Origin of the sequence: Nonomuraea polychroma (assembly GCF_004011505.1) — a bacterium.
Classification (GTDB): domain Bacteria; phylum Actinomycetota; class Actinomycetes; order Streptosporangiales; family Streptosporangiaceae; genus Nonomuraea; species Nonomuraea polychroma.
In genome coordinates, this window is record NZ_SAUN01000001.1 from 276,411 (window position 1) to 298,743 (window position 22,333).

Sequence of the window (22,333 nt, forward strand, 5' to 3'; positions counted from 1 at the left end):
ACAAGACTGCACCTCCGCGCCACGGGCACGATGGCGAACATGAACGTCAACCTTGCCGCGATCCCCGGCTTCCTGGCCACCCATGCCCGCGTGCTCGACCGCCGCCGCTACGACCTGCTCATGGGCGACGGCGACGCGCACGGCGTGCTGGCGGCCCTGGAGGCCTACCGCAACCCCGACGGCGGATACGGCTGGGGCCTGGAACCCGACCTGCGCTCCCCGGAGAGCCAGCCAGGCGCGGCCCTGCACGCCTTCGAGGTGTTCGAGGACGTCGCGCCGGAGACCTCCCCGCGGGCCGCGGAGCTGTGCGGCTATCTGGACGCGATCTCGCTGCCTGACGGCGGCCTGCCGTTCGGCCTGCCGGTCACCGTGTCCCACGGCACCGCCCCCTGGTGGGCAAGCGCTGACGGGACCACTTCGTCGCTGCAGATCACCGCCGTGTCCGCGGCCGCCGCCCACCGCGTCGCCGCCCACGATCCGGCCGTCGCCGCGCACCCCTGGCTGGAGAAGGCCACCCGCTACTGCCTCGACGCCATCCAGGCACTGGAGGAGCGGCCGCACGCGTACGTCTTGTCGTTCGCGGTGCTGTTCCTCGACGCCGTTTACGACACCCACCCCCGGGCCGCCGACCTGCTCAAGCGGCTCGGCGCCTACATCCCGGAGGACGGGCGGGTGCCGGTCGAGGGCGGCACCGCGAACGAGGCGCTGCGGCCCCTGGACTTCGCCCCGCACCCCGGCCGGCCGGTCCGTGACCTGTTCCAACCCGAGGTGATCGCCGCCGACCTCATGAGGCTGACCGACGGACAGCAGGACGACGGCGGGTGGACCGTGGACTACGCGCGGATCTCGCCTGCCGGCTCGCTCGACTGGCGTGGCGCGATCACCGTGCACGCCGTCCAAATCCTGCGCGCGAACGGCGTCATCTGAGGCGGCGTCATGTGAGGCGGCGTCACTTGAGCCGGCGGGCGGATTCCGACTCCTGGGCCATGCGGCGCAGCGCGTCGAACGCCTTGCCGTACAGGACGGAGCCCAGCACCATCGCCTCCACGGCGGCGTCCCGCGGCCCGTCGAACGGTACGGCGCCCATCTCGACCTCGGACACCAGCTTCTGCGCCGCCTCCACGTACGGTCCCAGGTTGATGGGCACGCCGAGCTGGCGCATCCTGACCAGGGCCTGGGCCAGCTCGTCCCGGGTCGGGGCGTCGGGGTGCACGGCCCAGCCCAGGTCCGTGATGAGGCGGTCCACCTGGGCGCGGGCCGCCTCCCAGTCCGCGCCCGGCTCCGGCTCGACGGTGGGGCCGAGCGCGTAGTGCGCGGTGCCGAGCATCTCGTGCATGGGCAGCGACTCGTCGTCGACGGCGGCGATGATCCGCTTGATCGAGGCCACCGGGAGCTTGCCCACCTCCAGCAGCGCCCGGATCAGGCGGAGCCTGCGCAGATGCGAGTCGTCGTACTCGGCCCGGGTCGCGGCTATCTGCTCGCCCTGGTGCAGCAGGTTCTCCCGCAGGTAGTACTTGATCGTCGGGAGGGCCACACCGGACCGGGCGCTGAGTTCGGAGATGCGCATTGCTAGATAATAGCGCTATCCAGAGCGCGCCAGATGACGGGCCGCGCTGACCAGCTCCGGCACGTCGGCCTGGCGATTCCAGAGGAAGACTACCTCCAGTGGAGGCACGTCCTCCTTGATCGGGACGAAGACCAGGGCCTCCGGCATCGGCGTGCCCTCGTGCACGCTGAGCGTGTAACCCGCCCCCCGCTCCACCATGGAGATCGCCAGGTCGTGCGTGGCCGCCGCCGGGCCGAGCCTGGGGTGGAGCCGGTGGCGTACGAAGCCCTCCAGGAAGCGGCGGGCGCCGGCCACCGCGTCGGACTCCGGCATGACCAGTGGCTCCATGGCCAGGTCCGCCAGCGACACCGCCTCGGAGGCCGCCAGCGGGTGGTCGCGGTGGACCAGCGCGCGTACGGGGAACCGGTGGATGAGCATCCTGGCCACGCCTCTGGGCAGCGAGCCCGGCGCATATCCCATTCCGGCCTGCAGGGAGCCGTCCACGATCGAGACGATCTGCTCGGCCGTGCCCATGGGGACCACCCGCAGGCGCACGCTCTGCAACTGGGAGAGCAGTCTGGCGACCACGTCGGCCAGCCCGTCCGCCACGCCCAGGCGCGAGGTGTCACCTTTGCTCCTGGCCGCGGCCACGGCCCGCTCGAAGGCGTCGACCGCGACGGTGGCCTGGGCCAGGAACGCCTCGCCCGCCTCGGTGAGCTGCACCCCGCTGGAGGAGCGGCTGAACAGCTCCACCCCGATCTCTTTCTCCAGCGCCTTCAGCTGCTCGGACAGCGTGGGCTGGGCGATGTGCAGCGCGGCGGCGGCCCGGCGAAGGCTGCCGGCGCGTGCGATCGCCATCGCGTACCGGACGTAGCGTAGATCCATCGCTCACCTCGGGGTGATGATGATGAGCTATCGGTAGATCGCACCTCCGTATTACAAGACGAGACAGTTTCCGTGAAGACACACTGTCACCCTGGCCAGTAAACCTAACAAGCGCTTGGCTATGTTAGCGTGTCGGGCATGCAGCCCTTCGCCGGCCGGGCGGCCGTGGCCGGGATCGGGATGACGCCGCTGAGCAGGCAGTCCGGACGCACGGAGCTGGAGCTCGCGGTCGAGGCGTGCCGAGCGGCCTGCGCCGACGCGGGCATCGGCCCGCGCGACGTGGACGCGATGCTCAGCTATCACATGAACGACTCCGCGCCCGTCGTGCAGGTCGCCAGGGCCCTGGGGATCGAGCGGCTCGGCTGGCACAACGACATCGCCGGAGGCGGCACGCAGGCGGCGTCCATCCTGGGCGACGCGGCGATGCTCGTGCACGCGGGCTTGGCCCGAAATATCTTGATATTTCGCGCGCTCAACGGCCGCTCGGGCAAGCGGATGAACACCGTCTCCACCGGCCCCCAGGAACGCTTCACGTACGGCCTGGCAGGCCCGATCCCGCTGTTCGCCCTGGCCGCGACCCGCTACCTGCACGACACGGGGCTGACCGAAGAACACCTGCACGCCGTCGTGGCCCAGTCCAGGGACAACGCCAAAACCAACCCGCGGGCGCTGCGCCGCGAGCCGCTGGAGCTCGCCGACTACCTCGCCAGGCCGTACGTGTGCACCCCGCTGCGCACCGCCGACTGCTGCCAGGAGACCGACGGGGCGTGCGCGCTTCTCGTCAGCGGCGTGCTCGACGGGCCGCGCATCCAGGCGGTGGTCCGCGGCGGAGGTCCGGGCTGCTCCTCCATGGATCGCTCGCCCGACGTGAGCGCGATCTTCTCGGCGTACGTGGCGCCCATGCTCTGGGAGGCGTCCGGCATGCGGCCGTCCGACGTGGACGTGGCGTTGCCGTATGACGCGTATTCATGGCTGGTGCCCCGGCAGCTGGAGGACTTCGGGCTGGTCGAGCGCGCGGACCTGGGGGCGTACCTGCTGGAGCGACGGCACGCGTGGGTCAACCCGCACGGCGGCCTGCTCTCGGAAGGCTACGTACACGGCCTGAACAACGTGGCCCAGGGCGTGCGGGAGCTGCGGGCGGGGGAGCGTGAGGTGGCCCTGGTGACCGGGTTCGGCGGCAGCTACGGCAGCGCGGCCCTGCTCACGCGGTGAGAGATCACGCCGGTTCCGTCGCCGGCGGGCCCAATGAATCAGATCGGGCCGGTTCGTGAGCGGCGGGCGCGACGAAGCGGTGATGGGTGCGGGCCGCCTCCTCGGGGCGCAGCAGCGGGGCCGCCGCGAGCCAGGCCGCCGCTCCCGCCGTGTCGCCCGCGATCGCGACCGTCTCGCCCGCCAGCAACTCCGTCACTGACCGCCGCACCTGCGCGCTCTCCGTCAGCACGCTTCCGGCCAGCACGATGGGCAGGCCGGGCTCGTGCACGTCGGCGGCGGTCCGCGCCAGGCGCGAAGCGGCCTCGGCGACGATGGCCGAGGCCGCCGGGTCGCCGGCCTCGGCGGCCAGGCTGACGAGGGGCGCGAGCTCGGCCAGCGCGAGCGGCGGCGCCGCGTGCACCGCCGCGGCGAGTTCCTCGACCGCATCCTCGCCCGCCCCTCGCGGCAACAGGTGACGGACGACGAGCGCCACGAGCGTGCCGTGCCCAGAGTGGGCAGCCTGGACGGTGGGGCGGGTGGCAGGGCTTAGGACCCGGATGGCGGTGCGGGTGGCAGGGCTCTGGGCCCGGACGGTGGGGCGGGTGGCAGGGCTCAGGGCCCGGATGGCGGTGCGGGCGGCGGCGTGGCCCAGCCAGAAGGCCGAGCCCTCGTCCCCGAGCAGCCAGCCGTACCCGTCAGAGGTCGCCGTCCGCTCATGGTTGGTAATTTTTGCCGCGATCGCTCCCGTCCCCGAGATCAGCACGGTGCCCGACGGCGCGGCCGTGCCGGCGGCGAAGGCGGTGACGACGTCACCCACCACCCGCACCGGCGGGCCGTCGGGAAGGAGCCGGCGAAAGACCTGCTCGGCCAGCGCCCGGCAGCGGCCCGGATGCCCCGCGAGCCCGACCACAACGCTTTCGACCTGCGCTAGGAGAGTCGCCGGTGCGGCCGCTTCGACGGCGGCGGTGAGGTTGGCGCCGGCACGCTCCATGCCGAGAGTCACCGGATTGGCCCCGGACGCCCGCCCGCTCCCCACCGGCTCCCCGTCCACGGTGAAGAGCGCGGCTCGAGAGGACGTGCCGCCGGCGTCAATCCCCAGAACGAGATGCATGTCAAAAATTATTGCCCAATCGACTTGACGGCACTAGATCCTGAGCATAATTTCCGCCATGTGGAACTCCTGAACCGCATCGAGGCCGAGCGGCACGACATGCCTGAGGCGCTGCGCAAAGTGGCCGATTCGATCCTGGCCGCTCCCGCGGAGGCGGCCCGCCTGACCATTGTCGACCTGGCCGAGCGGAGCAGGACGTCCACGGCGACCATCACCCGCTTCTGCCGCGCCCTCGGCTTCGCCGGGTACGCCGAGCTGCGTGTGGCCATCGCCACCGAGACCGGCCGCAAGGCGCAGCAGACCTGGCAGACCGACATCGGCCAGGAGATCCTCCCCGACGACAACCTCGACAAGGTGCTCGGCGTCGTGTCCGGCAATGACATCCGCCTGATCCAGGAGACCGCCGACCAGCTCGACCTGGCCGTGGTCGAGAAGGTGGCGCAGGCGGTGGCCAGGGCCGGGCGGGTGCTGTTGTTCGGGGTGTCGAGCAGCGCCGCCGTGGCCAGCGAGATGGAATACCGGCTGCAGCGGATGCGGGTGCCGACCTGGAGCAGGTCCGACGCCCACAGCGCGCTCACCGACGCGGCGCTGCTCGGCCAGGGCGACGTGGCGATCGGGATCTCGCACAGCGGCCGGACGCGCGAGGTCATCGAGGTGCTCGCGGAAGCGGGCAGCCACGGCGCGATCACCGTCGCGGTGACCTCTCAGCCGCGCTCGCCCCTGGCCGAGGTGGCGGAGCTCGTGCTGACCACGGCCAGCCGCGCGACGAGCTTCCGGTCGGAGGGGTTCGCCGCGATCCACTCGCAGCTGCTCGTGCTCGACGTCGTCTACGTGTCCGTCGCGCAACGCACGTACGAGCGCACCAAGCAGGCGTTTGACGTCACCGTCCGGGCAGTCGCCGGACACCGTCTCCCAGAAGGGGATTTATGACGATAGATCCGACAGATTTCGCCCGCCACGTCGCCGGCCTCGTCCGGGCCATCCCCGATGACCCGGAGATCGAGCGGGCGGCCGACCTCTTCACCAAAGCGCTGACCGGAGGCGGCGTCATCCAGGCGTTCGGCTCCGGCCACTCCGAGGCGGTCGCGATGGAGATCGCCGGCCGCGCCGGCGGCCTCGTCCCGACCAACCGGCTCGCGCTGAGGGACATCGTCTTGTACGGCGACGCCCCCCGCTCCGAGCTCGACCGCTACGACCTCGAACGCGACCCCTCCATCGCCCGCTCCATCCTCGACCTCGCCCCGGTCCGGCGGGGCGACCTGTTCGTCATCATCTCCAACTCGGGCGTCAACGGCGTGGTCGTCGAGCTCGCCACGCTCGTCAAGGAGCGCGGCCATGACCTGATCGCGATCACCTCCCGCGCCCACAGCGAAGCCGTCGCGTCCCGCCACCCCTCGGGCCGCAAGCTCGCCGACGTGGCCGACGTCGTCCTGGACAACCGCGCTCCCTACGGCGACGCCGTGCTGTCCTTGCCTGACGGAGGCGCCACCGGAGCCGTCTCCACGATCACTTCCGCCCTGCTGGCCCAGCTGGTCGTGGCCCAGACCGTACGCAACCTGCTCGAAGCAGGCGAGACGCCGCCGGTCTACCTCTCGGCCAACGTCCCCGGGGGCGACGCCCACAACCTGAAGCTGGAAGCGCTGTACGCCGGCCGCATCCGGCGTGGCGCCTGAACCGCGAACCCGCCCACCCACCCACCGCCACGAGCTCTGTTCCGCCTGCACGACATTCGGGGGCCGCACAACCAAGGAGAACCCCACTCATGTCCTCAAGCATGTCCCGAAATTTCGGAAAAGCTCTGCTGTCCTTAGCCATCCCTCTCGTCCTCGTCGTCGTGGCCCTCGTCGCCCCGGCCAACGCCCAGCAGTCCGTACGCCTCGAATACCGCACCAGCGCCCCCGGAGCCACCACCGCCCAGGCGGAGCCCTGGCTCCGGCTCTTCAACACCGGCACCACCGCCATCCCGCTCAACCAGGTCAAGATCCGCTATTACCTGACCGGCGCGGAGACCTACCGCTTCGCCTGCTCCTGGGCGGTGGTCAGCTGCTCGACCGTGACCGGCCAGTTCGTCCGCCAGACCGGCGCTGACCAATACCTGGAGGTGGGTTTCAGCTCGGGCAGCCTGGCGCCCGGCGCGAACACCGGCGACATGCAGCTGCGCTTCTACCGCGCCGACTGGCAGACGTTCACGCAGAGCGACGACTACTCCTACGGCCCCAACACCGCCTACACGACCTGGGACAAGGTCACGGTCTACGTCAACGGCCAGCTGGCCTGGGGCAAGCCGACGGGCACGGAGCCGACCCCGACCGTCACGCCCACGGTCACCCCGACGGGCTCGGCCGGCGTGCTGTTCGACGACTTCACGTACTCGGGCTCCAGCGACCCGCTCCTCGCCCAGCGCGGCTGGACGGTCCGCTCAAGCTCGGGAGGCCCCGGCGTGCCCGGCGCCACCTGGTCGCCCGCGGGCGTCTCGTTCCCCGGTGGTCTGCTGACGCTCGACTCCTCCACCAACGGCACCGCCTCCGGCACCGTCCAGACGGAGCTGTCGACCGCGAACCGCAAGTTCTTCGAGGGCACCTACGCCGCCCGCGTCCGCTTCAGCGACGCCCCGGCCGGCGGCCCCGACGGCGAGCACGTGGTGCAGACGTTCTTCACCATCACGCCGCTGCGTTTCAACCTGGACCCCGACTATGGCGAGCTCGACTTCGAGTACCTGCCGAACGGCGGCTGGGGCGAGCCGTCCAACATCCTGTACGCCACCAGCTGGGAGACCTACCAGGGCGACCCCTGGCAGGCCGTCAACACGCACACCGAGGAGCGCACCAGCTTCGCCGGCTGGCACGACCTGGTGATCCAGGTCTCCGGCGGCCGGATCAAGTATTACGTGGACGGCCGCCTGTTCGCCGACCACGGCGACATCTACTACCCCGAGACGCCCATGTGGATCATGTTCAACCAGTGGTTCATCGATCTGCAGAGCGTGACCGGGACCCGGACGTACCGCCAGCAGGTGGACTGGCTCTACCACAGCAAGAACGAGGTCGTCTCGCCCGCCGACGTGCAAAGCCGCGTCGCCTCCCTGCGCGCCTCCGGCACCGCCTTCAGGGACACCGTCCCGAACCCGTGAGCAAGCCCCCGCGCCCGCCTCAGCGCGGGCGCGGGCACCCCCATCAGAAGGATCGCCATGAAGAACCGCATCCTGGCCCTGGCGGCCGTGTTCGCGCTCGCCGCGTGCGGCACCGCCGCCGAGGAGCCCAAGGCGGCAGCGTCCGGCGCCCCTGCCAAGCTGACCGTCTGGATCATGGACGGCAGCGTCACGCAGGAGCTGTTGAAGAAGTTCGAGACCGAGTACGAGGCCGCGCACAAGGGCGTGGACCTCGACATCCAGATCCAGGCGTGGGACGGCATCGGCGAGCGCGTCACCGCGGCCTTGGCGAGCACCGACGCCCCTGACGTGATCGAGGTGGGCAACACCCAGGTCGCGCAGTACTCCGCCAGCGGCGGCGTCACCGACCTGACCGCCAAGGTCGCCGACCTCAAGGGCGAGGACTGGCTGCCCGGCCTGGCCCAGCCCGGCAACATCGACGGCAAGCAGTACGGGATCCCCTGGTACGCCGCCAACCGTGTGGTCGTCTACAACAAGGACCTCTTCGCCGAAGCCGGTATCAAGGAGCCGCCCAAGACCCGCGACGAGTGGCTGGAGATCACCGCCAAGCTCAACAAGGGGGGTAACCAGGGCATCTACCTGACCGGCCAGACGTGGTACGCCCTCGCCGGCTTCGTCTGGGACGAGGGCGGCGACCTGGCCGTCCAGGAGGGCGGTAAGTGGAAGGGCGCCCTCGACACCCCGCAGGCCCTGGCCGGCATGGACTTCTACAAGCGCCTCCACGCCTTCGGCAAGGGCCCCAAGGACGCCGACGAGGCCAACCCGCCGCAGCACGAGGTGTTCGCGCAGGGCAAGGTGGCCCAGATCATCGCCGTTCCCGGCATCGCCGCCCGCGTGCTGGAGGTGGACAAGACGATGGACGGCAAAATGGGCTTCTTCCCCATTCCGGGCAAGACGGCCGACAAGCCCGGCGCGGTCTTCACCGGCGGCTCGGACCTCATCATCCCGGCCGCGTCCCAGCGCCAGGAGCAGGCGTACGAGCTGGTCAAGGCCCTGGCAGGCGAACAGTTCCAGACCGAGCTGGCCAAGACCATGGCCTTCGTGCCCAATCGCACCTCGTTGGCCGGCGTGCTGTCCGGCGACGAGGGGACCGCCGCCATGGCGGTGGGCGCCGCCCACGGCCGGGCCACCCCGAACACGCCGAACTGGGCGGCCGTCGAGGCCACCTCCGTGATCAAGCAGTACATGACCGCCGTGCTCACCGGCGGCGACCCCGCGACGGAGGCGAAGAAGGTCTCGGAGTCCATCACCACGACGCTGAACAGCGGATCCTGAATGCGCACGAGGAGCCTGTGGCCCTACCTGCTCATCGCGCCGACGGTGGCTGGCGGGGCCTTCCTCCTGCTCTACCCGCTGCTCAAGGCGGCGGTGATCTCGTTCCAGCACTTCCGCATGGGCGAGCTGATCAGGGGCGGGGCCGCGTTCGCCGGCCTGGACAACTACGCCGAGTTGCTCGCCGGCGAGGAGTTCTGGCAGGTCTTGTGGCGCACTGTCGTGTGGACCGCGATCAACGTGGTGCTCATCGTGGTCCTGTCCACGGGCGTCGCCCTCATGCTCGTCCGCCTGCGCCGCGGCCTGCGCCTGGCCCTGATGAGCGCCCTCGCCCTGGCCTGGGCCACGCCGATCGTCGCGGCCACCACGGTCTTCCAATGGCTCTTCCAATCGGAGCTCGGAGTGGTCAACTGGCTGCTGGTCACGCTGGGGTTCGACTCGTTCCGCGGCTACACGTGGTTCGCGAACGGCACGGCCACGTTCGCCGTGCTCGTGATCCTCGTGGTGTGGCAGTCGGTGCCGTTCGCCGCGCTCACCCTCTACGCCGGCCTGACCACGATCCCGGCCGAGCTGTACGAGTCCGCCAGGATCGACGGCGGCACCGGATGGCAGGTGTTCTGGAAGGTCACCCTGCCGATACTCAGGCAGCTGTTCGCCCTGATCACCTCGCTGGAGGTGATCTGGGTGGCCAAATGTTTCCCGCAGATCTGGGTGCTCAGCCAGGGCGGCCCGGACGGGGCGACCACCACCCTCCCGGTGTACGCATTCAAGATCGCCCGCGTGCTGCACCGGTACGACCTGGGCTCGGCGGTCGCCATGCTCACGGTCGTCGTCCTCGCCGTCGCCCTGGTCAGCAACCTGCGAAGGATGGTCCGCCAGTGAAGAGGCTGACACTCAACGCGGCCGCGATGGCCGTGCTGATCATGACGATCTTCCCGGTCTACTGGATGTTCCTGACCGCGTTCAAGCCGACCAGGGACATCCAGGCGGCCACGCCGACGTTCTGGCCGGCGGACCCGACGCTGGAGCACTTCGCGACGGCCGTGAACGCGCCGGGGTTCTGGACCTACTGGCGCAACAGTCTCGTCGTCACCGTGGCCGCGGTGCTGATCGCGCTGGTGGTGGCGCTGCTGGCGGCGTTCGCGGCGGCCAGGATGCGGTGGCGGGGGAGAGGGGCGTTCGTGGTCGCGGTGTTCGCGGCGCAGATGGCGCCGTGGGAGGCGCTGCTGGTGCCGGTGTTCATCATCGCCAGGGACACCGAGCTGCTGGACTCGCTGGCCATGCTGACCGGGGTCTACTTCATGATCACGCTGCCGTTCACGATCGTGACGTTGCGCGGATTCCTGGCCGCCATCCCGCTGGAGCTGGAGGAGGCGGCGCAGGTGGACGGGTGTAGCCGGATGGTGGCTTTCCGCCGGGTGGTCTTCCCGCTGCTGGCGCCCGGGCTGATGGCGACGTCGCTGTTCGGGTTCATCACGGCGTGGAACGAGTTCGCGTTCGTGAACGTGCTGATCATCAAGGATCAGGACAAGCGGACGCTGCCGGTGTGGCTGTCGTCGTTCAGCGACGTGTTCGGCACGGACTGGGGCGCCACGATGGCCGCGGCCAGCCTGTTCGCCCTGCCCGCGCTGCTGCTCTTCCTGTTCCTGCAGCGCCGCGTGGGCACCGGGATGACGGCGGGTGCCGTCAAGGGCTGAAATCGGCTGGGGAGAACGTCTGCCGAAGAACCCGATCTACGGCGGCCCCATGCCCGCGGACATGGACGACTAAGTGGCCACCGGCGGGGCGGTGAAGGCGGCGTGCCGGGCCTTCGCGTCGGCCTCGGGCAGCAAGGCGCGGGCCGCCAGCCAGGCGGCGGCGCCCGCCGCGTCGCGTGCCGTCGTGACGGTCTCGCCGTCGAGCAGTTCCATCACGGCCTGCCGGATCGGCCCTTCGCTGGTCAGCACGCTCCCGGCGAGCACCACCGGGCCGGAGACGTGGACGCGCCGGAGCGTGGCGACCAGGCGGTCGGCGGCCTCGCGCACGATCCCGGCCGCCATCGAGTCGCCTGCCGCCGCGGCCTGGCTGACGAGTGAGGACAAAGCGGCCAGGCGCATGTGGTCGGCCTGCGCCAGCCGCACGATGCGGTCCGCGACGCCGCGCGGCGTGGCCGGCCGCTCGTCGCCGAGGAAGTGCCCGGCGACCAGGGTCACCAGCGGTCCGCCGACAGGGCCGCGCGCCCCCGGCGCGTCCGAGGGCGCGTCGATGGCCGTCACGGGCAGCCCCCGGTCGAAGGCGTCCACGACCGCCTTGGCCGCCGCGCGCCCGATCCAGAAGCCCGACCCCTCATCGCCCAGCAGCCACCCCAGCCCGTCAGCGATCACGCCCAGCTCGTAGCCCTCGATCCTGGCCGCGACCGCGCCCGTGCCGGAGAGCAGCAGCGAGCCGTCGGGCTCGGCGGATCCGGCCACGTAAGCGATCGGCACGTCGCCGATGTGCCGCGGCCCCTCGGCGATCCCGTGATCTGCCCAGACCTTCGCCAGCGCGGGCACCATTTCGGTCACCCGCCCCGCGATCCCGGCCACGGAGCCCACCACCCGGCCGCCGTCGTGCGGCCTGAGCGCCGCCGCCAGCGCCTCCTCGATGGCCGCCACCGCCTTGGCCAGCCCGTGAGCAGTGGGATTGCCCGCGCCGGCCCGGGTGTAGGCCACCCGGGTGCCGTCGAGCGCGTGGACGGCGACCCGCGTGGAGGTGGCCCCGGCATCGACACCGACCACTAGCGATTGCGTCACGGTCTGAGTCTGGGGGTTGACGTGACCGAGAAGCAAGAATAATTTTCGCCAGAAGACCGGGTATTCGGAAGGAATATTCGTGACTTCAGGAGCGCTTGGGCGCGTCGAAACAGAACTACCCGGTTTGCCGGAAGCATTGCGCAGGGTCGGCGAGGTGATACTCGATGACCCGGCCGAGGCCGCGCGGTCGACCATCATCGCGCTGGCCGAGCGGGCGGGCAGCTCGCCCGCCACCGTGACCAGGTTCTGCCGCGCGTTCGGCTTCTCCGGCTACGCCGAGTTGCGTGTCGCGCTCGCCACCGAGACCGGCCGGGCCGCCCAGGCGGGCTGGGGCGCGGGCGTCGGCCACGAGATCGGTCCGGAGGACCCGCTCGACAAGGCCGTGGAGGTCATGGCCGCCGCCGACGCCAGGCTCATCCAGGACACCGCCGCGCAGCTCGACCTCGACCTGGTCGCCCGGGTGGCCGACGCCATCGTGGCGGCCCCGCGCGTGCTCCTGGTAGGCGTCTCCACGAGCGGGAACGTGGCCACCATGTTCGAAGGCAGGTTACGCCGCATCGGCATTCCCGGCTGGAGCGCGGGCGACGCGCACGTGGCCCTGTCGGAGGCGGCGCTGCTCAAGCAGGGCGACGTGGCCATCGGCATCAGCCACCGGGGCCGTACCCGCGAGGTCATGGAGTCACTGGCCGAGGCGGGCAGCCACGGCGCGCTGACGGTCGCGGTCACGTCCTTCGCCCGCTCCCCGCTGGCCGACCTGGCCGACCTGGTGCTGACCACCGCCAGCAGGGAGACCACGTTCCGGCTCGGCGGGCTGGCCGCCGTCCATTCGCAGCTGTTCGTGTTGGACGCCGTCTATGTGGCGGTCGCGCAACGCACCTACGAGCGCACCAACGAGGCGTTCGAGCGCACGATCAGCGCCGTGGAGAGCCATCGCGTGGAGAGAGGTTGAATGACGTACGCATCCAAGGTCCTCGACCTGGCCGGCCAGGTCGCGAAGAGCCAGGCCGAGCCGGTCAAGCAGGCGGCCGCGCTGATCGTGGCCTCGATCCGGGAGGGAGGCGTGGTAAACGCTTTCGGCTCGGGGCATTCCGAGGCCATCGCCATGGAGATCGCCGGACGGGCCGGCGGCCTCGTACCCAGCAACCGCCTCACACCCAGGGACCTCGTCCTGTACGGCGGCCGGCCGCCGAGCGTGCTGACACCGGAGCTGGAGCGGGACCCGGCCATCGCGCACGAGATCTACGCCCTGGCGCCGGTCGCGCCGCAGGACGTGTTCGTGCTGATCTCCAGCTCCGGTGTGAACGGCGCGGTCGTCGAGCTGGCCACGATCGTCAAGGACCGCGGCCACCCCCTCATCGCCCTGACCTCGGTCCAGCACAGCACCCGGATGACCTCGCGCCATCCGTCGGGCGGCAAGCTGCTCGACCTGGCCGACGTCGTGCTGGACAACGGCGCGCCGTACGGGGACGCCATCCTCGACCTGCCGGGCGGCGGCAGTTACGGTGCGGTGTCCACGATCACGTCAGCGTTGCTGGCGCAGATGGTGGTCACCGAGGCGGTGGACGAGCTCGTGGCGATGGGCGAGACGCCCCCCGTCTACCTGTCGGCGAACGTGACCGGCGGTGACGAGCACAACAGAGCCCTGGAGAGCCGCTACGCGGGGCGCATCCGACGCGGATCATGAATAGTCAGGAGTTACCAATGTCCAACACCCCCCATATCAGCAGGCGTGAGCTGCTCCGAGGCGCGGCCCTCGTGCCCGTGGCAGGGGCGCTGGCCGCGTGTGCCACCCCCGCGTCCCAGCCCACCGCCACGACCTCGTCGGCACCCGCCGCGACCAGCGCGGCCAACCCGTTCGGCGTGGCCGCCGACAAGCCGTTGGAGGTGTGGATCTTCGACGGCGGCTTCGGCCAGGACTACGCCAAGAACATCCACCAGCCGCTGTTCAAGACCAAATACCCGAACGTCGAGATCAAGCACAACGCGACCAAGGAGATCACCAAGGTCCTGCAGCCGCGCTTCGCCGGCGGCAACCCGCCCGAGGTGATCGACAACTCGGGCGCCAACTTCATCGACTTCGGCGCCCTCTCCCAGGACGGCCAGCTCCAGGACCTGACCCCGCTGCTCGACGCGCCCTCGTGGGACGACCCGAACACCAAGGTCAGGGACACCATCGACCCGTCGGTCATCGAGATCGGCACCTACGCCGGCAAGTTCAGCGTGCTGGGCTACGTCAACTACATCCACGGCATCTGGTACTCGCAGAAGGTGTTCAGGGACAACGGCTGGGAGATCCCGAAGACCTGGGACGAGTTCATCGCGCTCTGCGAGACGATCAAGAAGTCCGGCAAGATGGCGCCCTTCACCTACGCCGGCAAGTTCCCGCAATACCTGTACGAGCCGCTGCTCACCATGGCCGCCAAGATCGGCGGCAACGAGGTGCTGGTCAACATCGACAACCTCGAGGACGGCGCCTGGACCACCGAGGCCATGAAGTCCGCGGCCACCGCCTGGGCCGAGGTCGGCGCCAAGTACCTCATGGAGGGCACCACTGGCCTCGACCACGTCCAGACGCAGACCGCGCAGAACAAGTACAAGGTCGCCATGCTGCCCTCCGGCTCCTGGCTGGAGAACGAGCAGAAGACCACCACACCGCCCGACTTCGAGTACGGCATGTTCCCGATTCCCGACGTCACCGGGTCCGACAAGATGCCCTATGGCACCCTGCACACCCAGCCGGGCGAGAACTTCATCGTCTCCGCGAAGAGCCCGCACCCGCAGGCGGGCATGGAGTACCTGCGGGGCATGCTGTCGAAGAAGGCGGCCGGCGACTTCAGCGAGCTGGTGCGCACCCTGACCGTGGTCAAGGGCGCCACTGAGGGCCGGGAGATCTCCCCGGGCGTCACCAGCGCCTCCAAGGCCGTCACCGACGCGGGCGCCAACACCGTCTACTACCGCTGGTTCAACTGGTACGGCCCGCTCAAGGACGAGGCCATCGCCGCCACCGGCCAGCTCATGTCCGGCGGCCTGACGCCTGACAAGTACCTGGAGCGCATCCAGAAGAAGGCCGACGAGATCAAGAACGACTCCTCGATCAAGAAGTACAAGCGCTAATGATCTTCAACAGGTATCGCCGCGGGCTGTTCATCACCTCGTTCCTGGCAGCCCCGGTGATTCTCTACCTGGTCTACGTGATCTCGCCGTACATCCAGGCCTTCTACATCGCGATGACCGACTGGCGCGGCGTGACGGCCACGCCGCGCTTCATCGGCCTGGACAACTTCGAGCGACTGCTCGGCGACGGGACGTTCTGGAAGGCCGTCAGCCACAACGGCGCCCTGCTCCTCCTGTTGCCGCTGATCACGATCGTCATCGCCCTGTTCTTCGCCTTCCTGCTCAACGTGGGCGGCCCGCAGGGCCTGACGGGGATCCGCGGGTCGAAGTTCTACCGTGTGGTGTTCTTCTTCCCGCAGGTCCTGGCCGTCGCGGTGGTGGCGGTGCTGTTCCAGCAGGTGTTCCGGCCCGACGGCAGCGGCATGCTGAACGGCCCGCTGATGGCGCTGGGCATCCGGCCGATCGGCTTCCTGTCCGACCCGGATGTGGCGTTCTGGTCGGTGCTGGGCGTCATGGTGTGGCAGGCGGTCGGCTTCTACGTCGTGCTCTTCTCCGCCGGGCTGGCCTCCATTCCCAGGGACATGTTCGAGGCCGCGCAGATCGACGGAGCCGGTCGGCTCAGCCTCTTCTTCCGCATCACGCTTCCCCTGCTCTGGGACACGGTCCAGGTGGCCTGGGTCTACCTGGGCATCCTGGCCCTGGACGTGTTCGCGATCGTCTGGGTGATGACCGACCAGCACGGCGGCCCCGATTTCTCGACCACCGTCATGGCGGCCGAGATCTACCGCAACGCGTTCCAGTACTTCCGATTCGGCTACGCCTCGGCACTGGGCGTCGTGATGTTCCTCTTCACCGTCGGCTTCGCGATCCTCTCGCTGCGCCTGTCCCGACGCGAACGAATCGAGTACTGATGACAACGATGACCTCGTGGACGGTGGCGAACTCGCGCAAGCTCGCCCGCCAGGAGCGCAGGCGCCGCCTCGGCCCGCTCGGGATGCTCACACACCTCGCGCTGCTGGTGTGGACGCTGCTGACCGTGGTGCCGATCCTGTGGACGTTCCTGGCCTCGGTCAAGAGCGAGGACGAGATCTTCGGTGACGCATGGTCGCTGCCCGCGGCGCTGCGCTGGGACAACTTCGCCAGGGCGTGGGAGCAGGCGCACATCGGCCAGTACATGCTCAACAGCGTCATCGTGGTGTCGTTCAGCACGTTCGGCACGATGCTCATCGGCTCGATGGCCGCGTACGTGCTGGCCCGCTACCCCTTTCGCGGTAACCGCGCGTTCTACCTGCTGTTCGTCTCGGGCCTGGCGTTCCCGGTGTATCTGGCGCTGACCCCGCTGTTCTTCGTCGTGCAGAACATGGGCAACGTGCCGCTGGTCGGCCCGTTCATCGGACTGAACACGCACGCGGGGCTGGTCCTGGTCTACATCGCGTACTCGATGCCGTTCACCGTCTTCTTCCTGTCGGCCTTCTTCCGGACGCTGCCGACCGCGGTGGGGGAGGCGGCGATGGTGGACGGCGCGTCGCACACGCGGGTGTTCTTCCAGATCATGCTGCCGATGGCCAAGCCCGGCATCATCAGCATCACGATCTTCAACGTCCTGGGCCAGTGGAACCAGTACCAGCTCCCGCTGGTGCTGCTCCAGGAGCGGGACAAGTGGGTGCTGACCCAGGGCATCGCCGACATCTCCACCGCTGCCGGATATGACCAGGACTGGTCTGCCCTGTTCGCCGCCCTGACCCTGGCCATTCTCCCTATGCTGGTCGTCTACACAGTCTTCCAGCGACAGATCCAGTCCGGACTGACATCAGGCGCACTGAAATGACACGGTGCGTAGTCAGATTGCTACCTTGAGGCAACCTCACATCTGCCGGAATAGGTCTCCGGACTCATTTCGGGAGGTGGGCCGTTGACCGTGCTCAGGCATCCGGACAGCTTCTCCTGGTTTCCGGCCGATCTGGCCGACGTGTGCGACTGGCAGCCGCATGACGCGACGAACGGGGTCCCCGCGGTGATCGAGGCGTCCTGCTGCGAGGAATTCATCCTGTGCTCCGAAGGCGCCGAATTCTTCGTCCGGCGCCGTACCGATCACGGGCTCCACCAGGAGACCGCGAGAGGGCGCTACGCCCAGGCCGCCAAAGTGTGGAGCGAGCTGGCCGCACGACATCGGCACGAGGAGCGGCCGGGCGCGAAAACGGCTCGCGACTCCTGGTGGTGATCTGCTTTCCTGCCTCCCATGAGATCGGCATGGGTGGGAGAGCGCGTGCGCCTGCGCGCCGTGGAGCCAGAGGACTGGGAGGCGTTCCACGCCTTTGAGGAAGACTCCGACGCGGTCAGGAACGGCTGGCGCCTCCATCCGCCCAGCTCGACCGCCTACGCCAAGAAGTGGGCCGCGGCGGAGGCCGAGCGGGAAAAGGATCTCGACGAATTCCGGCTGGTGATCGCCACCAGGGACGGCAACGCCCCGGTCGGGTCGGTCAACACGCACGGGATCGCCCGCGAGCACGGCACCTTCGCCTACGGGATCAGCGTCGGCACCCCGCACCAGCGCAAGGGCTACGCCGGCGACGCCATCGTGATCCTGCTGCGCTACATGTTCTTCGAGCGCCGCTTCCAGAAGGCCGAGGCGTGGGTCTACGCCTCCAACGACGCGTCGCTGGGCCTGCACCGGCGGCTGGGCTTCGTCGAGGAAGGCCGCCGGCGCAGGAGCCACTACCACGCCGGTCGCTATGACGACGAGGTGCTGTTCGGCATGACGATCGAGGAGTTCACCGAGCGTTACGCCTGAAGCTCGGCACGCAGCCTGCGGGTGGCGGCGACCACGTTCGCCAGGGCCGCCTCCACCTGCTCGTACGTCCGCGTCTTCAGTCCGCAGTCCGGATTGACCCAGACCCGCTCGACCGGCAGCGCCCGCAACGTCCGGCGCAGCAGATCCTCGACCTCCTCGGCCCCCGGGACCCGCGGGGAGTGGATGTCGTACACGCCCGGCCCGAGCCCGCGCCCGAACGACTCCACCGCCCCCAGGATCCGAGCCCCCGACCGGGCGGACTCGATCGTGGTCACGTCCGCGTCCAGCCCGTCGATGGCGGCCAGGATCTGGTCGGCGTCGGAGTAGCACAGGTGGGTGTGGATCTGCGTACGATCGCCGGCCCCCGAGGTGGCCCGCCGGTACGCCGCCACGGCCCACTCCAGGTATTCGTCCTGCGCGGCCCGGCGCAGCGGCAGCAGCTCACGCAGCGCCGGCTCGTCCACCTGGACGATCGACACCCCGGCCGCCTCCAGGTCGCGGACCTCCTCCCGCACCGCGTCCGCCACCTGGAACACCACGTCGCGCAACGGCAGGTCGTCGCGGACGAACGACCAGGCCACGATCGTGACCGGCCCGGTGAGCATGCCCTTGACCGGCTTGTCCGTGAGCGCCTGCGCATACGTGGCCCACCGCACCGTGATCGGCTCGGGCCGGCTGACGTCCCCGTGCAGGATCGGCGGCCGGGTGCAGCGCGAGCCGTACGACTGGACCCAGCCGTTCCTGGTGACCGCGAAGCCGTCGAGGTGCTCGGCGAAGTACTGCACCATGTCGTTGCGCTCCGGCTCGCCGTGCACGAGGACGTCGAGGCCGAGCCGCTCCTGCACCCGGATGACGTGTTCGATCTCGGCCTCGACCCGCCGCTCGTACTCCTCCTGCGTCAGCGTGCCCGCCGTCACCGCCGCCCGGGCCGCGCGCAGCTCGCCGGTCTGCGGGAACGAGCCGATCGTGGTGATCGGCAGCGGCGGCAACCGCAGGTGCTCGGCCTGCGCCGCCGCGCGCACCGCGTACGGGCTGCGCCCCTCCGCGACCACCGGCCCGGCCAGCGGCGCCGAGGGCTCGGCCGGCGCGGGACCGTGGAACTCGGCGGCCGCGAGCGCGACGACCTCGGCCACCTTCTGCTCCGCGAACGCCAGCCGCGACCGCAGCGCCGCATCCAGCTCCGGCTCGGCCTCCACGTCGTAGGGCACGTGCAGGAGCGAGCACGAAGTGCTCACCGTCACCTGCGAGGCCCGTACGGAGCCGAGCGCGGCCAGCGCCCGCTCGGGCGAGGTCCGCCACACGTCCCGCCCGGACACCACACCCGCGACCACGGTCTTCCCGGTCAGATCGACGACGGGGACCCCGCCCCGCACCAGGTCGATCCCGATGGCCTCCACAGGCGTGCCGGCCAGCACCGGCAGCGCCTCCCCGAGATCCCCGAAGTAGGACGCCACGAACAACCCCGGACGCCCGCGCACCGCCCCCAGCCGCTCATAGGCGGTCCGCACCGCGGCCAGCTCCTCCGGCGTGCGGTCCGCCACCAGCGCAGGCTCGTCCAGCTGCACCCAGGCGACGCCCTCGGCGGCCAGCGCGCCGAGCAATTCCTCGTAGCAGCCCAGCACGTCGTCCAGCCGCTCCAGCGCACCGGCCAGCAGCAGGAACGTCACCGGCCCGATGAGCACCGGCCGCGTCTCGTAGCCGAGCGCCCGCGCCTCCCGCACCTCGCCCAGCGGCTTGCCCGCGTCCAGCTTGAACACGGTGCCGGGATCGATCTCCGGCACGATGTAGTGGTAGTTGGTGTCGAACCACTTCGTCATCCGCAGTGGCGCGAGCCCCTCGGTGCCCCTGGCCATCGCGAAGTAGGGGTCGTCGGCCGCGCGATACCGCTCGGGCACCGCGCCGAGCAGCACGGCCGTGTCGAGCACCTGGTCGTACAGCGAGAACGTGTTCGACGGCAGCCCCTCCAGCCCCAGCTCGGCCAGCCTGCGCCAGGTCCGCTCCCGGATCTCGGCGCCCACCCGGTCGAGCTCGGCCCGGCTCGAACGCCCGTCCCAGTGCGACTCCAGCGCCCGCTTCAGCTCCCTCCGCGGCCCGATCCTCGGGTATCCGAGCACGGTGGACTTGGGGAACGGTGACATCTTCTCAACTCCCTGTGACGTGGACGACAGATCGTTGCGATGGTGCCGAGTACCCGCGGAGTCGTGCACCATGTATTGATGCTGCTTATGCTCAGGGAGATCCACTGCTTCACGCGGGTGGCGGACCGGCTCAGCTTCTCTGCCGCCGCCGCCGACCTGGGCATGTCGCAGCCGGCCATGAGCCAGGCCATCACCCGCCTCGAACGCGCCACCGGCGTCAAGCTCTTCGACCGCACCGCCCGAGAGGTACGGCTCACCGCCGAGGGCAAGGCGCTGCTGCCGTATGCGGAGCAGATGCTCGAATCGGCCAGGGCGTTCACCGCCGAGGCGGCCAGGCTCTCCCGCCCGAGCATTCACCTTGCTTATCCACCACTTGTGGGCACGCTGGCGGCGCGGATCGTCCGGCGCCTCGCCGGACGCAACCCGCCGATCGGTGTGGAGCTCACGGTGGCGGGCCGGGGAGCGGCGGCCCAGGCGCTCACGGACGGCCAGGTCTCGGCCGCCATCCTGGCCACCCCGGCGCCCGCCCAGTTCGTCACGGCGGCCAGATTCCACGTGACCGTCGACCACCTCGCCGTCCCCGCCGGTCACCGGCTGGCGTCCGCCCAGAAGGCGGCCGCGGCCGACCTGACCGGCCAGGTGCTCCTCACACCGGGCACCCGCCCGTGGACGGGCCTGCCGGGGCGCTCCCGCATGGTGGCCGACGACGACTTCGCCGCGGCACTCGACCTGGTGGCCGCCGGCGCGGGCCTGCTGCCGATCCCGCAGCTGCTGGTGCGGGCCATCAGGCGGGACGACGTACGTTTCGTGCCGCTGGACGCGGGCGACCTGCGCATCACGTACGCGCTGGCCTGGTCGAAGGACCGGGTCACGCCGGAGCTGATGGCCCTGGTCCAGGCGGTGCAGGACGCGCTGTGGACTAGGTGACCGGCAGGTTCCGGAGCGCCTCGCGGCGGCTCAGGCCCGAGATGCCCTTGGCCTTCACATAGCGGATGACCGCGCCCGGATTGGTCTTGGCGTATTCGCGTAACGCCCACCCGATCGCCTTGCGGGCGAAGAAGTCGTTGTCCGACAGGCTCGGCTCGATGCACGCGTACAGCAGGGCCGTGTCCGTGCGCCCCTTGAATCGGTTTTGGCACAGGATCGCGGTACGTCGTTTCCACAGGTCCGCGTCGTGCGCCCACTCCAGCATGAGCGGCCGCATCGAGTCCGGGTACGCGGCCAGGAGCGCGCCCATCCGGTGTGTGGCCAGCTCGTCGACCAGGTCCCACCAGGCGCCGGTGACGATCATCTCCTCGTACATCGGCACCGTGTAGAGGGTCTGGAAGCTCCGGTAGAGGTGGTATCCGGACAGTTCGATCGCGGCGTAGCGCTCCTCGCGGTATTCGGCCTCGCGCCACAGCGACAACACGGCCCGCCGCCAATCCGGCGCACTCTCGAGGCGGTGCTCGGCGAACACCCGCTTGAGCGCGGTCCGCCGGGGCACCGCCTGGACGCCCAGGAACGGCATGGCGGACTTCATGTAGGCCCGCATCGTCTCCGCCTTGTCCGGCTCGGCCACCTCCTGCAGCGCCAGCCGGACCGCCTTGCCCAGGCTCATCCCTTGCGCTGGGTGGTGCGCTCGCCCGTGGCGAGTCCGTCGAAGAGCACGGTGATGTAGTGCTCGGCCAGGCCGCCGGTGTTGAGCCTGCCGCCGGGGCGGAACCAGCGGACCGCCACCCAGATCGTGTCGCGGATCATGCGGTAGGTCAGCTTGGGGTCGACGTCAGCACGGAACTGCCCGGCCGCCTGGCCCGCCTTGATCTGCGTCACCCAGATCTGCTCGACCTCGTCCTCGGCCTTGACGAGGTAGTTGAAGCGCTCGAACTGCCGCAGGTAGTTCCAGTCGTTCTGCATGACGGTGATCGCGGCCCGGTGCGGCTCCAGCGTGCCGAAGCCGATGCGGACCATCTCCGACAACACCGTGCGCGGGTCGGCGCTGGTCTCGACCGCGGCGCGGTAGCGGGCGATGAGGTCGTCGAGGAAGGTGGACAGCACCTCGTCGACGATCGTCTCCTTGGAGTCGAAGTGGTGGTAGAGACTTCCGGAGAGGATGCCCGCCTCGTCGGCGATCTCGCGTACTGTCGTGGCCTGGAAGCCCTTGCGCGCGAAGAGCTCCGCGGCGAGCTTGACGAGGTGGTCGCGGCGCTCGGACGCCGGACCGGTGGAGGTCGCGCGCTGGCGCTTCGCCGGTGCGGCGGTGCCGGAGTTCTTTCGCGTGGTCACGTCACCATTATGAGCCCACGGACAATCGCTTGTTCACCTAACCGGCCCAGCTCATCGGGCATTCCACGTTAGACCAAGCG

Annotated in this window: 23 protein-coding genes; 16 read left to right on the forward strand and 7 right to left on the reverse strand. The window is 70.0% G+C overall.

From position 1 onward, the window contains the following. Nucleotides 1-39 precede the first annotated feature (39 nt). Nucleotides 40-927 carry a hypothetical protein gene (locus EDD27_RS01215; protein ID WP_127930665.1) on the forward strand — a complete coding sequence of 296 codons (888 nt, stop codon included), beginning with the start codon at nucleotides 40-42 and terminating at the stop codon, nucleotides 925-927. 22 nt (nucleotides 928-949) lie between these two features. Here EDD27_RS01215 and EDD27_RS01220 read toward each other — a convergent pair whose 3' ends face one another. Beyond that, nucleotides 950-1,567: a MerR family transcriptional regulator gene (locus EDD27_RS01220; RefSeq protein WP_127930666.1), complete on the reverse strand. Its 618-nt coding sequence runs from the start codon at nucleotides 1,565-1,567 to the stop codon at nucleotides 950-952. A gap of 15 nt (nucleotides 1,568-1,582) precedes the next feature. Further along, entirely contained in the window at nucleotides 1,583-2,431 is an 849-nt protein-coding gene (locus EDD27_RS01225) for a LysR family transcriptional regulator (protein ID WP_127930667.1), read from the reverse strand. A 138-nt stretch (nucleotides 2,432-2,569) separates the two neighbouring features. Here EDD27_RS01225 and EDD27_RS01230 point away from each other — a divergent pair, with 138 nt between their 5' ends. Then, nucleotides 2,570-3,643, forward strand: coding sequence for a thiolase C-terminal domain-containing protein (locus EDD27_RS01230; RefSeq protein WP_127930668.1), 1,074 nt, complete (start codon nucleotides 2,570-2,572; stop codon nucleotides 3,641-3,643). 4 nt (nucleotides 3,644-3,647) lie between these two features. On the opposite strand, the gene EDD27_RS01235 is transcribed toward EDD27_RS01230, so the two are convergent. Further along, the gene (locus tag EDD27_RS01235) at nucleotides 3,648-4,733 is read right to left on the reverse strand and encodes an N-acetylglucosamine kinase (RefSeq protein WP_127930669.1); all 1,086 of its coding nucleotides are present in this window, start codon (nucleotides 4,731-4,733) and stop codon (nucleotides 3,648-3,650) included. Between the two features lie 60 nt (nucleotides 4,734-4,793). Here EDD27_RS01235 and EDD27_RS01240 point away from each other — a divergent pair, with 60 nt between their 5' ends. From EDD27_RS01240 to EDD27_RS01265, 6 genes are all read left to right on the forward strand, one after another. Beyond that, a complete protein-coding gene (locus EDD27_RS01240) occupies nucleotides 4,794-5,663 on the forward strand; it encodes a MurR/RpiR family transcriptional regulator (protein WP_241563796.1) in 870 nt (289 codons plus the stop codon). Further along, nucleotides 5,660-6,406 carry a sugar isomerase domain-containing protein gene (locus EDD27_RS01245; RefSeq protein ID WP_127930671.1) on the forward strand — a complete coding sequence of 249 codons (747 nt, stop codon included), beginning with the start codon at nucleotides 5,660-5,662 and terminating at the stop codon, nucleotides 6,404-6,406. Before EDD27_RS01240 ends, EDD27_RS01245 begins: the two co-directional genes overlap by 4 nt. A gap of 89 nt (nucleotides 6,407-6,495) precedes the next feature. Continuing rightward, entirely contained in the window at nucleotides 6,496-7,863 is a 1,368-nt protein-coding gene (locus tag EDD27_RS01250) for a cellulose binding domain-containing protein (protein ID WP_127930672.1), read from the forward strand. Nucleotides 7,864-7,920: 57 nt separating this feature from the next. Further along, nucleotides 7,921-9,177 carry an extracellular solute-binding protein gene (locus tag EDD27_RS01255; protein WP_127930673.1) on the forward strand — a complete coding sequence of 419 codons (1,257 nt, stop codon included), beginning with the start codon at nucleotides 7,921-7,923 and terminating at the stop codon, nucleotides 9,175-9,177. Then, the gene (locus tag EDD27_RS01260) at nucleotides 9,178-10,056 is read left to right on the forward strand and encodes a carbohydrate ABC transporter permease (protein ID WP_206641192.1); all 879 of its coding nucleotides are present in this window, start codon (nucleotides 9,178-9,180) and stop codon (nucleotides 10,054-10,056) included. Then, nucleotides 10,053-10,871 (forward strand): carbohydrate ABC transporter permease, encoded by an 819-nt coding sequence (locus EDD27_RS01265; RefSeq protein ID WP_241563797.1) that lies wholly within the window; start codon nucleotides 10,053-10,055, stop codon nucleotides 10,869-10,871. Before EDD27_RS01260 ends, EDD27_RS01265 begins: the two co-directional genes overlap by 4 nt. Before the next feature lie 69 nt (nucleotides 10,872-10,940). Here the strand turns inward: EDD27_RS01265 and EDD27_RS01270 are convergent, their stop codons facing one another. Further along, nucleotides 10,941-11,945: an N-acetylglucosamine kinase gene (locus tag EDD27_RS01270; RefSeq protein WP_164903418.1), complete on the reverse strand. Its 1,005-nt coding sequence runs from the start codon at nucleotides 11,943-11,945 to the stop codon at nucleotides 10,941-10,943. Between the two features lie 79 nt (nucleotides 11,946-12,024). Here EDD27_RS01270 and EDD27_RS01275 point away from each other — a divergent pair, with 79 nt between their 5' ends. The 7 genes from EDD27_RS01275 (at nucleotide 12,025) to EDD27_RS01305 (ending at nucleotide 17,850) form a co-directional block, all read left to right on the forward strand. Beyond that, nucleotides 12,025-12,894 (forward strand): MurR/RpiR family transcriptional regulator, encoded by an 870-nt coding sequence (locus tag EDD27_RS01275; protein WP_127930675.1) that lies wholly within the window; start codon nucleotides 12,025-12,027, stop codon nucleotides 12,892-12,894. Next, nucleotides 12,895-13,629 carry a sugar isomerase domain-containing protein gene (locus EDD27_RS01280; RefSeq protein WP_127930676.1) on the forward strand — a complete coding sequence of 245 codons (735 nt, stop codon included), beginning with the start codon at nucleotides 12,895-12,897 and terminating at the stop codon, nucleotides 13,627-13,629. It abuts the gene before it with no gap. A 17-nt stretch (nucleotides 13,630-13,646) separates the two neighbouring features. Then, the gene (ngcE, locus tag EDD27_RS01285; RefSeq protein ID WP_127930677.1) at nucleotides 13,647-15,059 is read left to right on the forward strand and encodes an N-acetylglucosamine/diacetylchitobiose ABC transporter substrate-binding protein; all 1,413 of its coding nucleotides are present in this window, start codon (nucleotides 13,647-13,649) and stop codon (nucleotides 15,057-15,059) included. Further along, nucleotides 15,059-15,970 (forward strand): carbohydrate ABC transporter permease, encoded by a 912-nt coding sequence (locus EDD27_RS01290; protein ID WP_127930678.1) that lies wholly within the window; start codon nucleotides 15,059-15,061, stop codon nucleotides 15,968-15,970. The genes ngcE and EDD27_RS01290 overlap by 1 nt, the downstream gene beginning before the upstream one ends. Then, the gene (locus EDD27_RS01295) at nucleotides 15,970-16,887 is read left to right on the forward strand and encodes a carbohydrate ABC transporter permease (RefSeq protein ID WP_164903419.1); all 918 of its coding nucleotides are present in this window, start codon (nucleotides 15,970-15,972) and stop codon (nucleotides 16,885-16,887) included. Before EDD27_RS01290 ends, EDD27_RS01295 begins: the two co-directional genes overlap by 1 nt. Nucleotides 16,888-16,971: 84 nt before the next feature. After that, nucleotides 16,972-17,280, forward strand: coding sequence for a hypothetical protein (locus EDD27_RS01300; protein ID WP_127930679.1), 309 nt, complete (start codon nucleotides 16,972-16,974; stop codon nucleotides 17,278-17,280). Nucleotides 17,281-17,298: 18 nt separating this feature from the next. Continuing rightward, a complete protein-coding gene (locus tag EDD27_RS01305) occupies nucleotides 17,299-17,850 on the forward strand; it encodes a GNAT family N-acetyltransferase (protein ID WP_206641193.1) in 552 nt (183 codons plus the stop codon). On the opposite strand, the gene metE is transcribed toward EDD27_RS01305, so the two are convergent. After that, nucleotides 17,841-19,988: a 5-methyltetrahydropteroyltriglutamate--homocysteine S-methyltransferase gene (gene metE, locus EDD27_RS01310; protein ID WP_127930681.1), complete on the reverse strand. Its 2,148-nt coding sequence runs from the start codon at nucleotides 19,986-19,988 to the stop codon at nucleotides 17,841-17,843. The genes EDD27_RS01305 and metE overlap by 10 nt on opposite strands. 78 nt (nucleotides 19,989-20,066) lie before the next feature. On the opposite strand from metE, the gene EDD27_RS01315 reads away from it, so the two are divergent. After that, nucleotides 20,067-20,915, forward strand: a complete 849-nt coding sequence (locus EDD27_RS01315; protein WP_164903420.1) for a LysR family transcriptional regulator — start codon at nucleotides 20,067-20,069, stop codon at nucleotides 20,913-20,915. Here EDD27_RS01315 and EDD27_RS01320 read toward each other — a convergent pair. Both EDD27_RS01320 and EDD27_RS01325 read right to left on the reverse strand, forming a co-directional pair. After that, entirely contained in the window at nucleotides 20,908-21,588 is a 681-nt protein-coding gene (locus tag EDD27_RS01320) for a DNA alkylation repair protein (protein WP_127930683.1), read from the reverse strand. The two genes, EDD27_RS01315 and EDD27_RS01320, sit on opposite strands and share 8 nt — an antisense overlap. Continuing rightward, the gene (locus EDD27_RS01325) at nucleotides 21,585-22,253 is read right to left on the reverse strand and encodes a TetR/AcrR family transcriptional regulator (protein ID WP_127930684.1); all 669 of its coding nucleotides are present in this window, start codon (nucleotides 22,251-22,253) and stop codon (nucleotides 21,585-21,587) included. Before EDD27_RS01325 ends, EDD27_RS01320 begins: the two co-directional genes overlap by 4 nt. Nucleotides 22,254-22,333 lie beyond the last annotated feature (80 nt).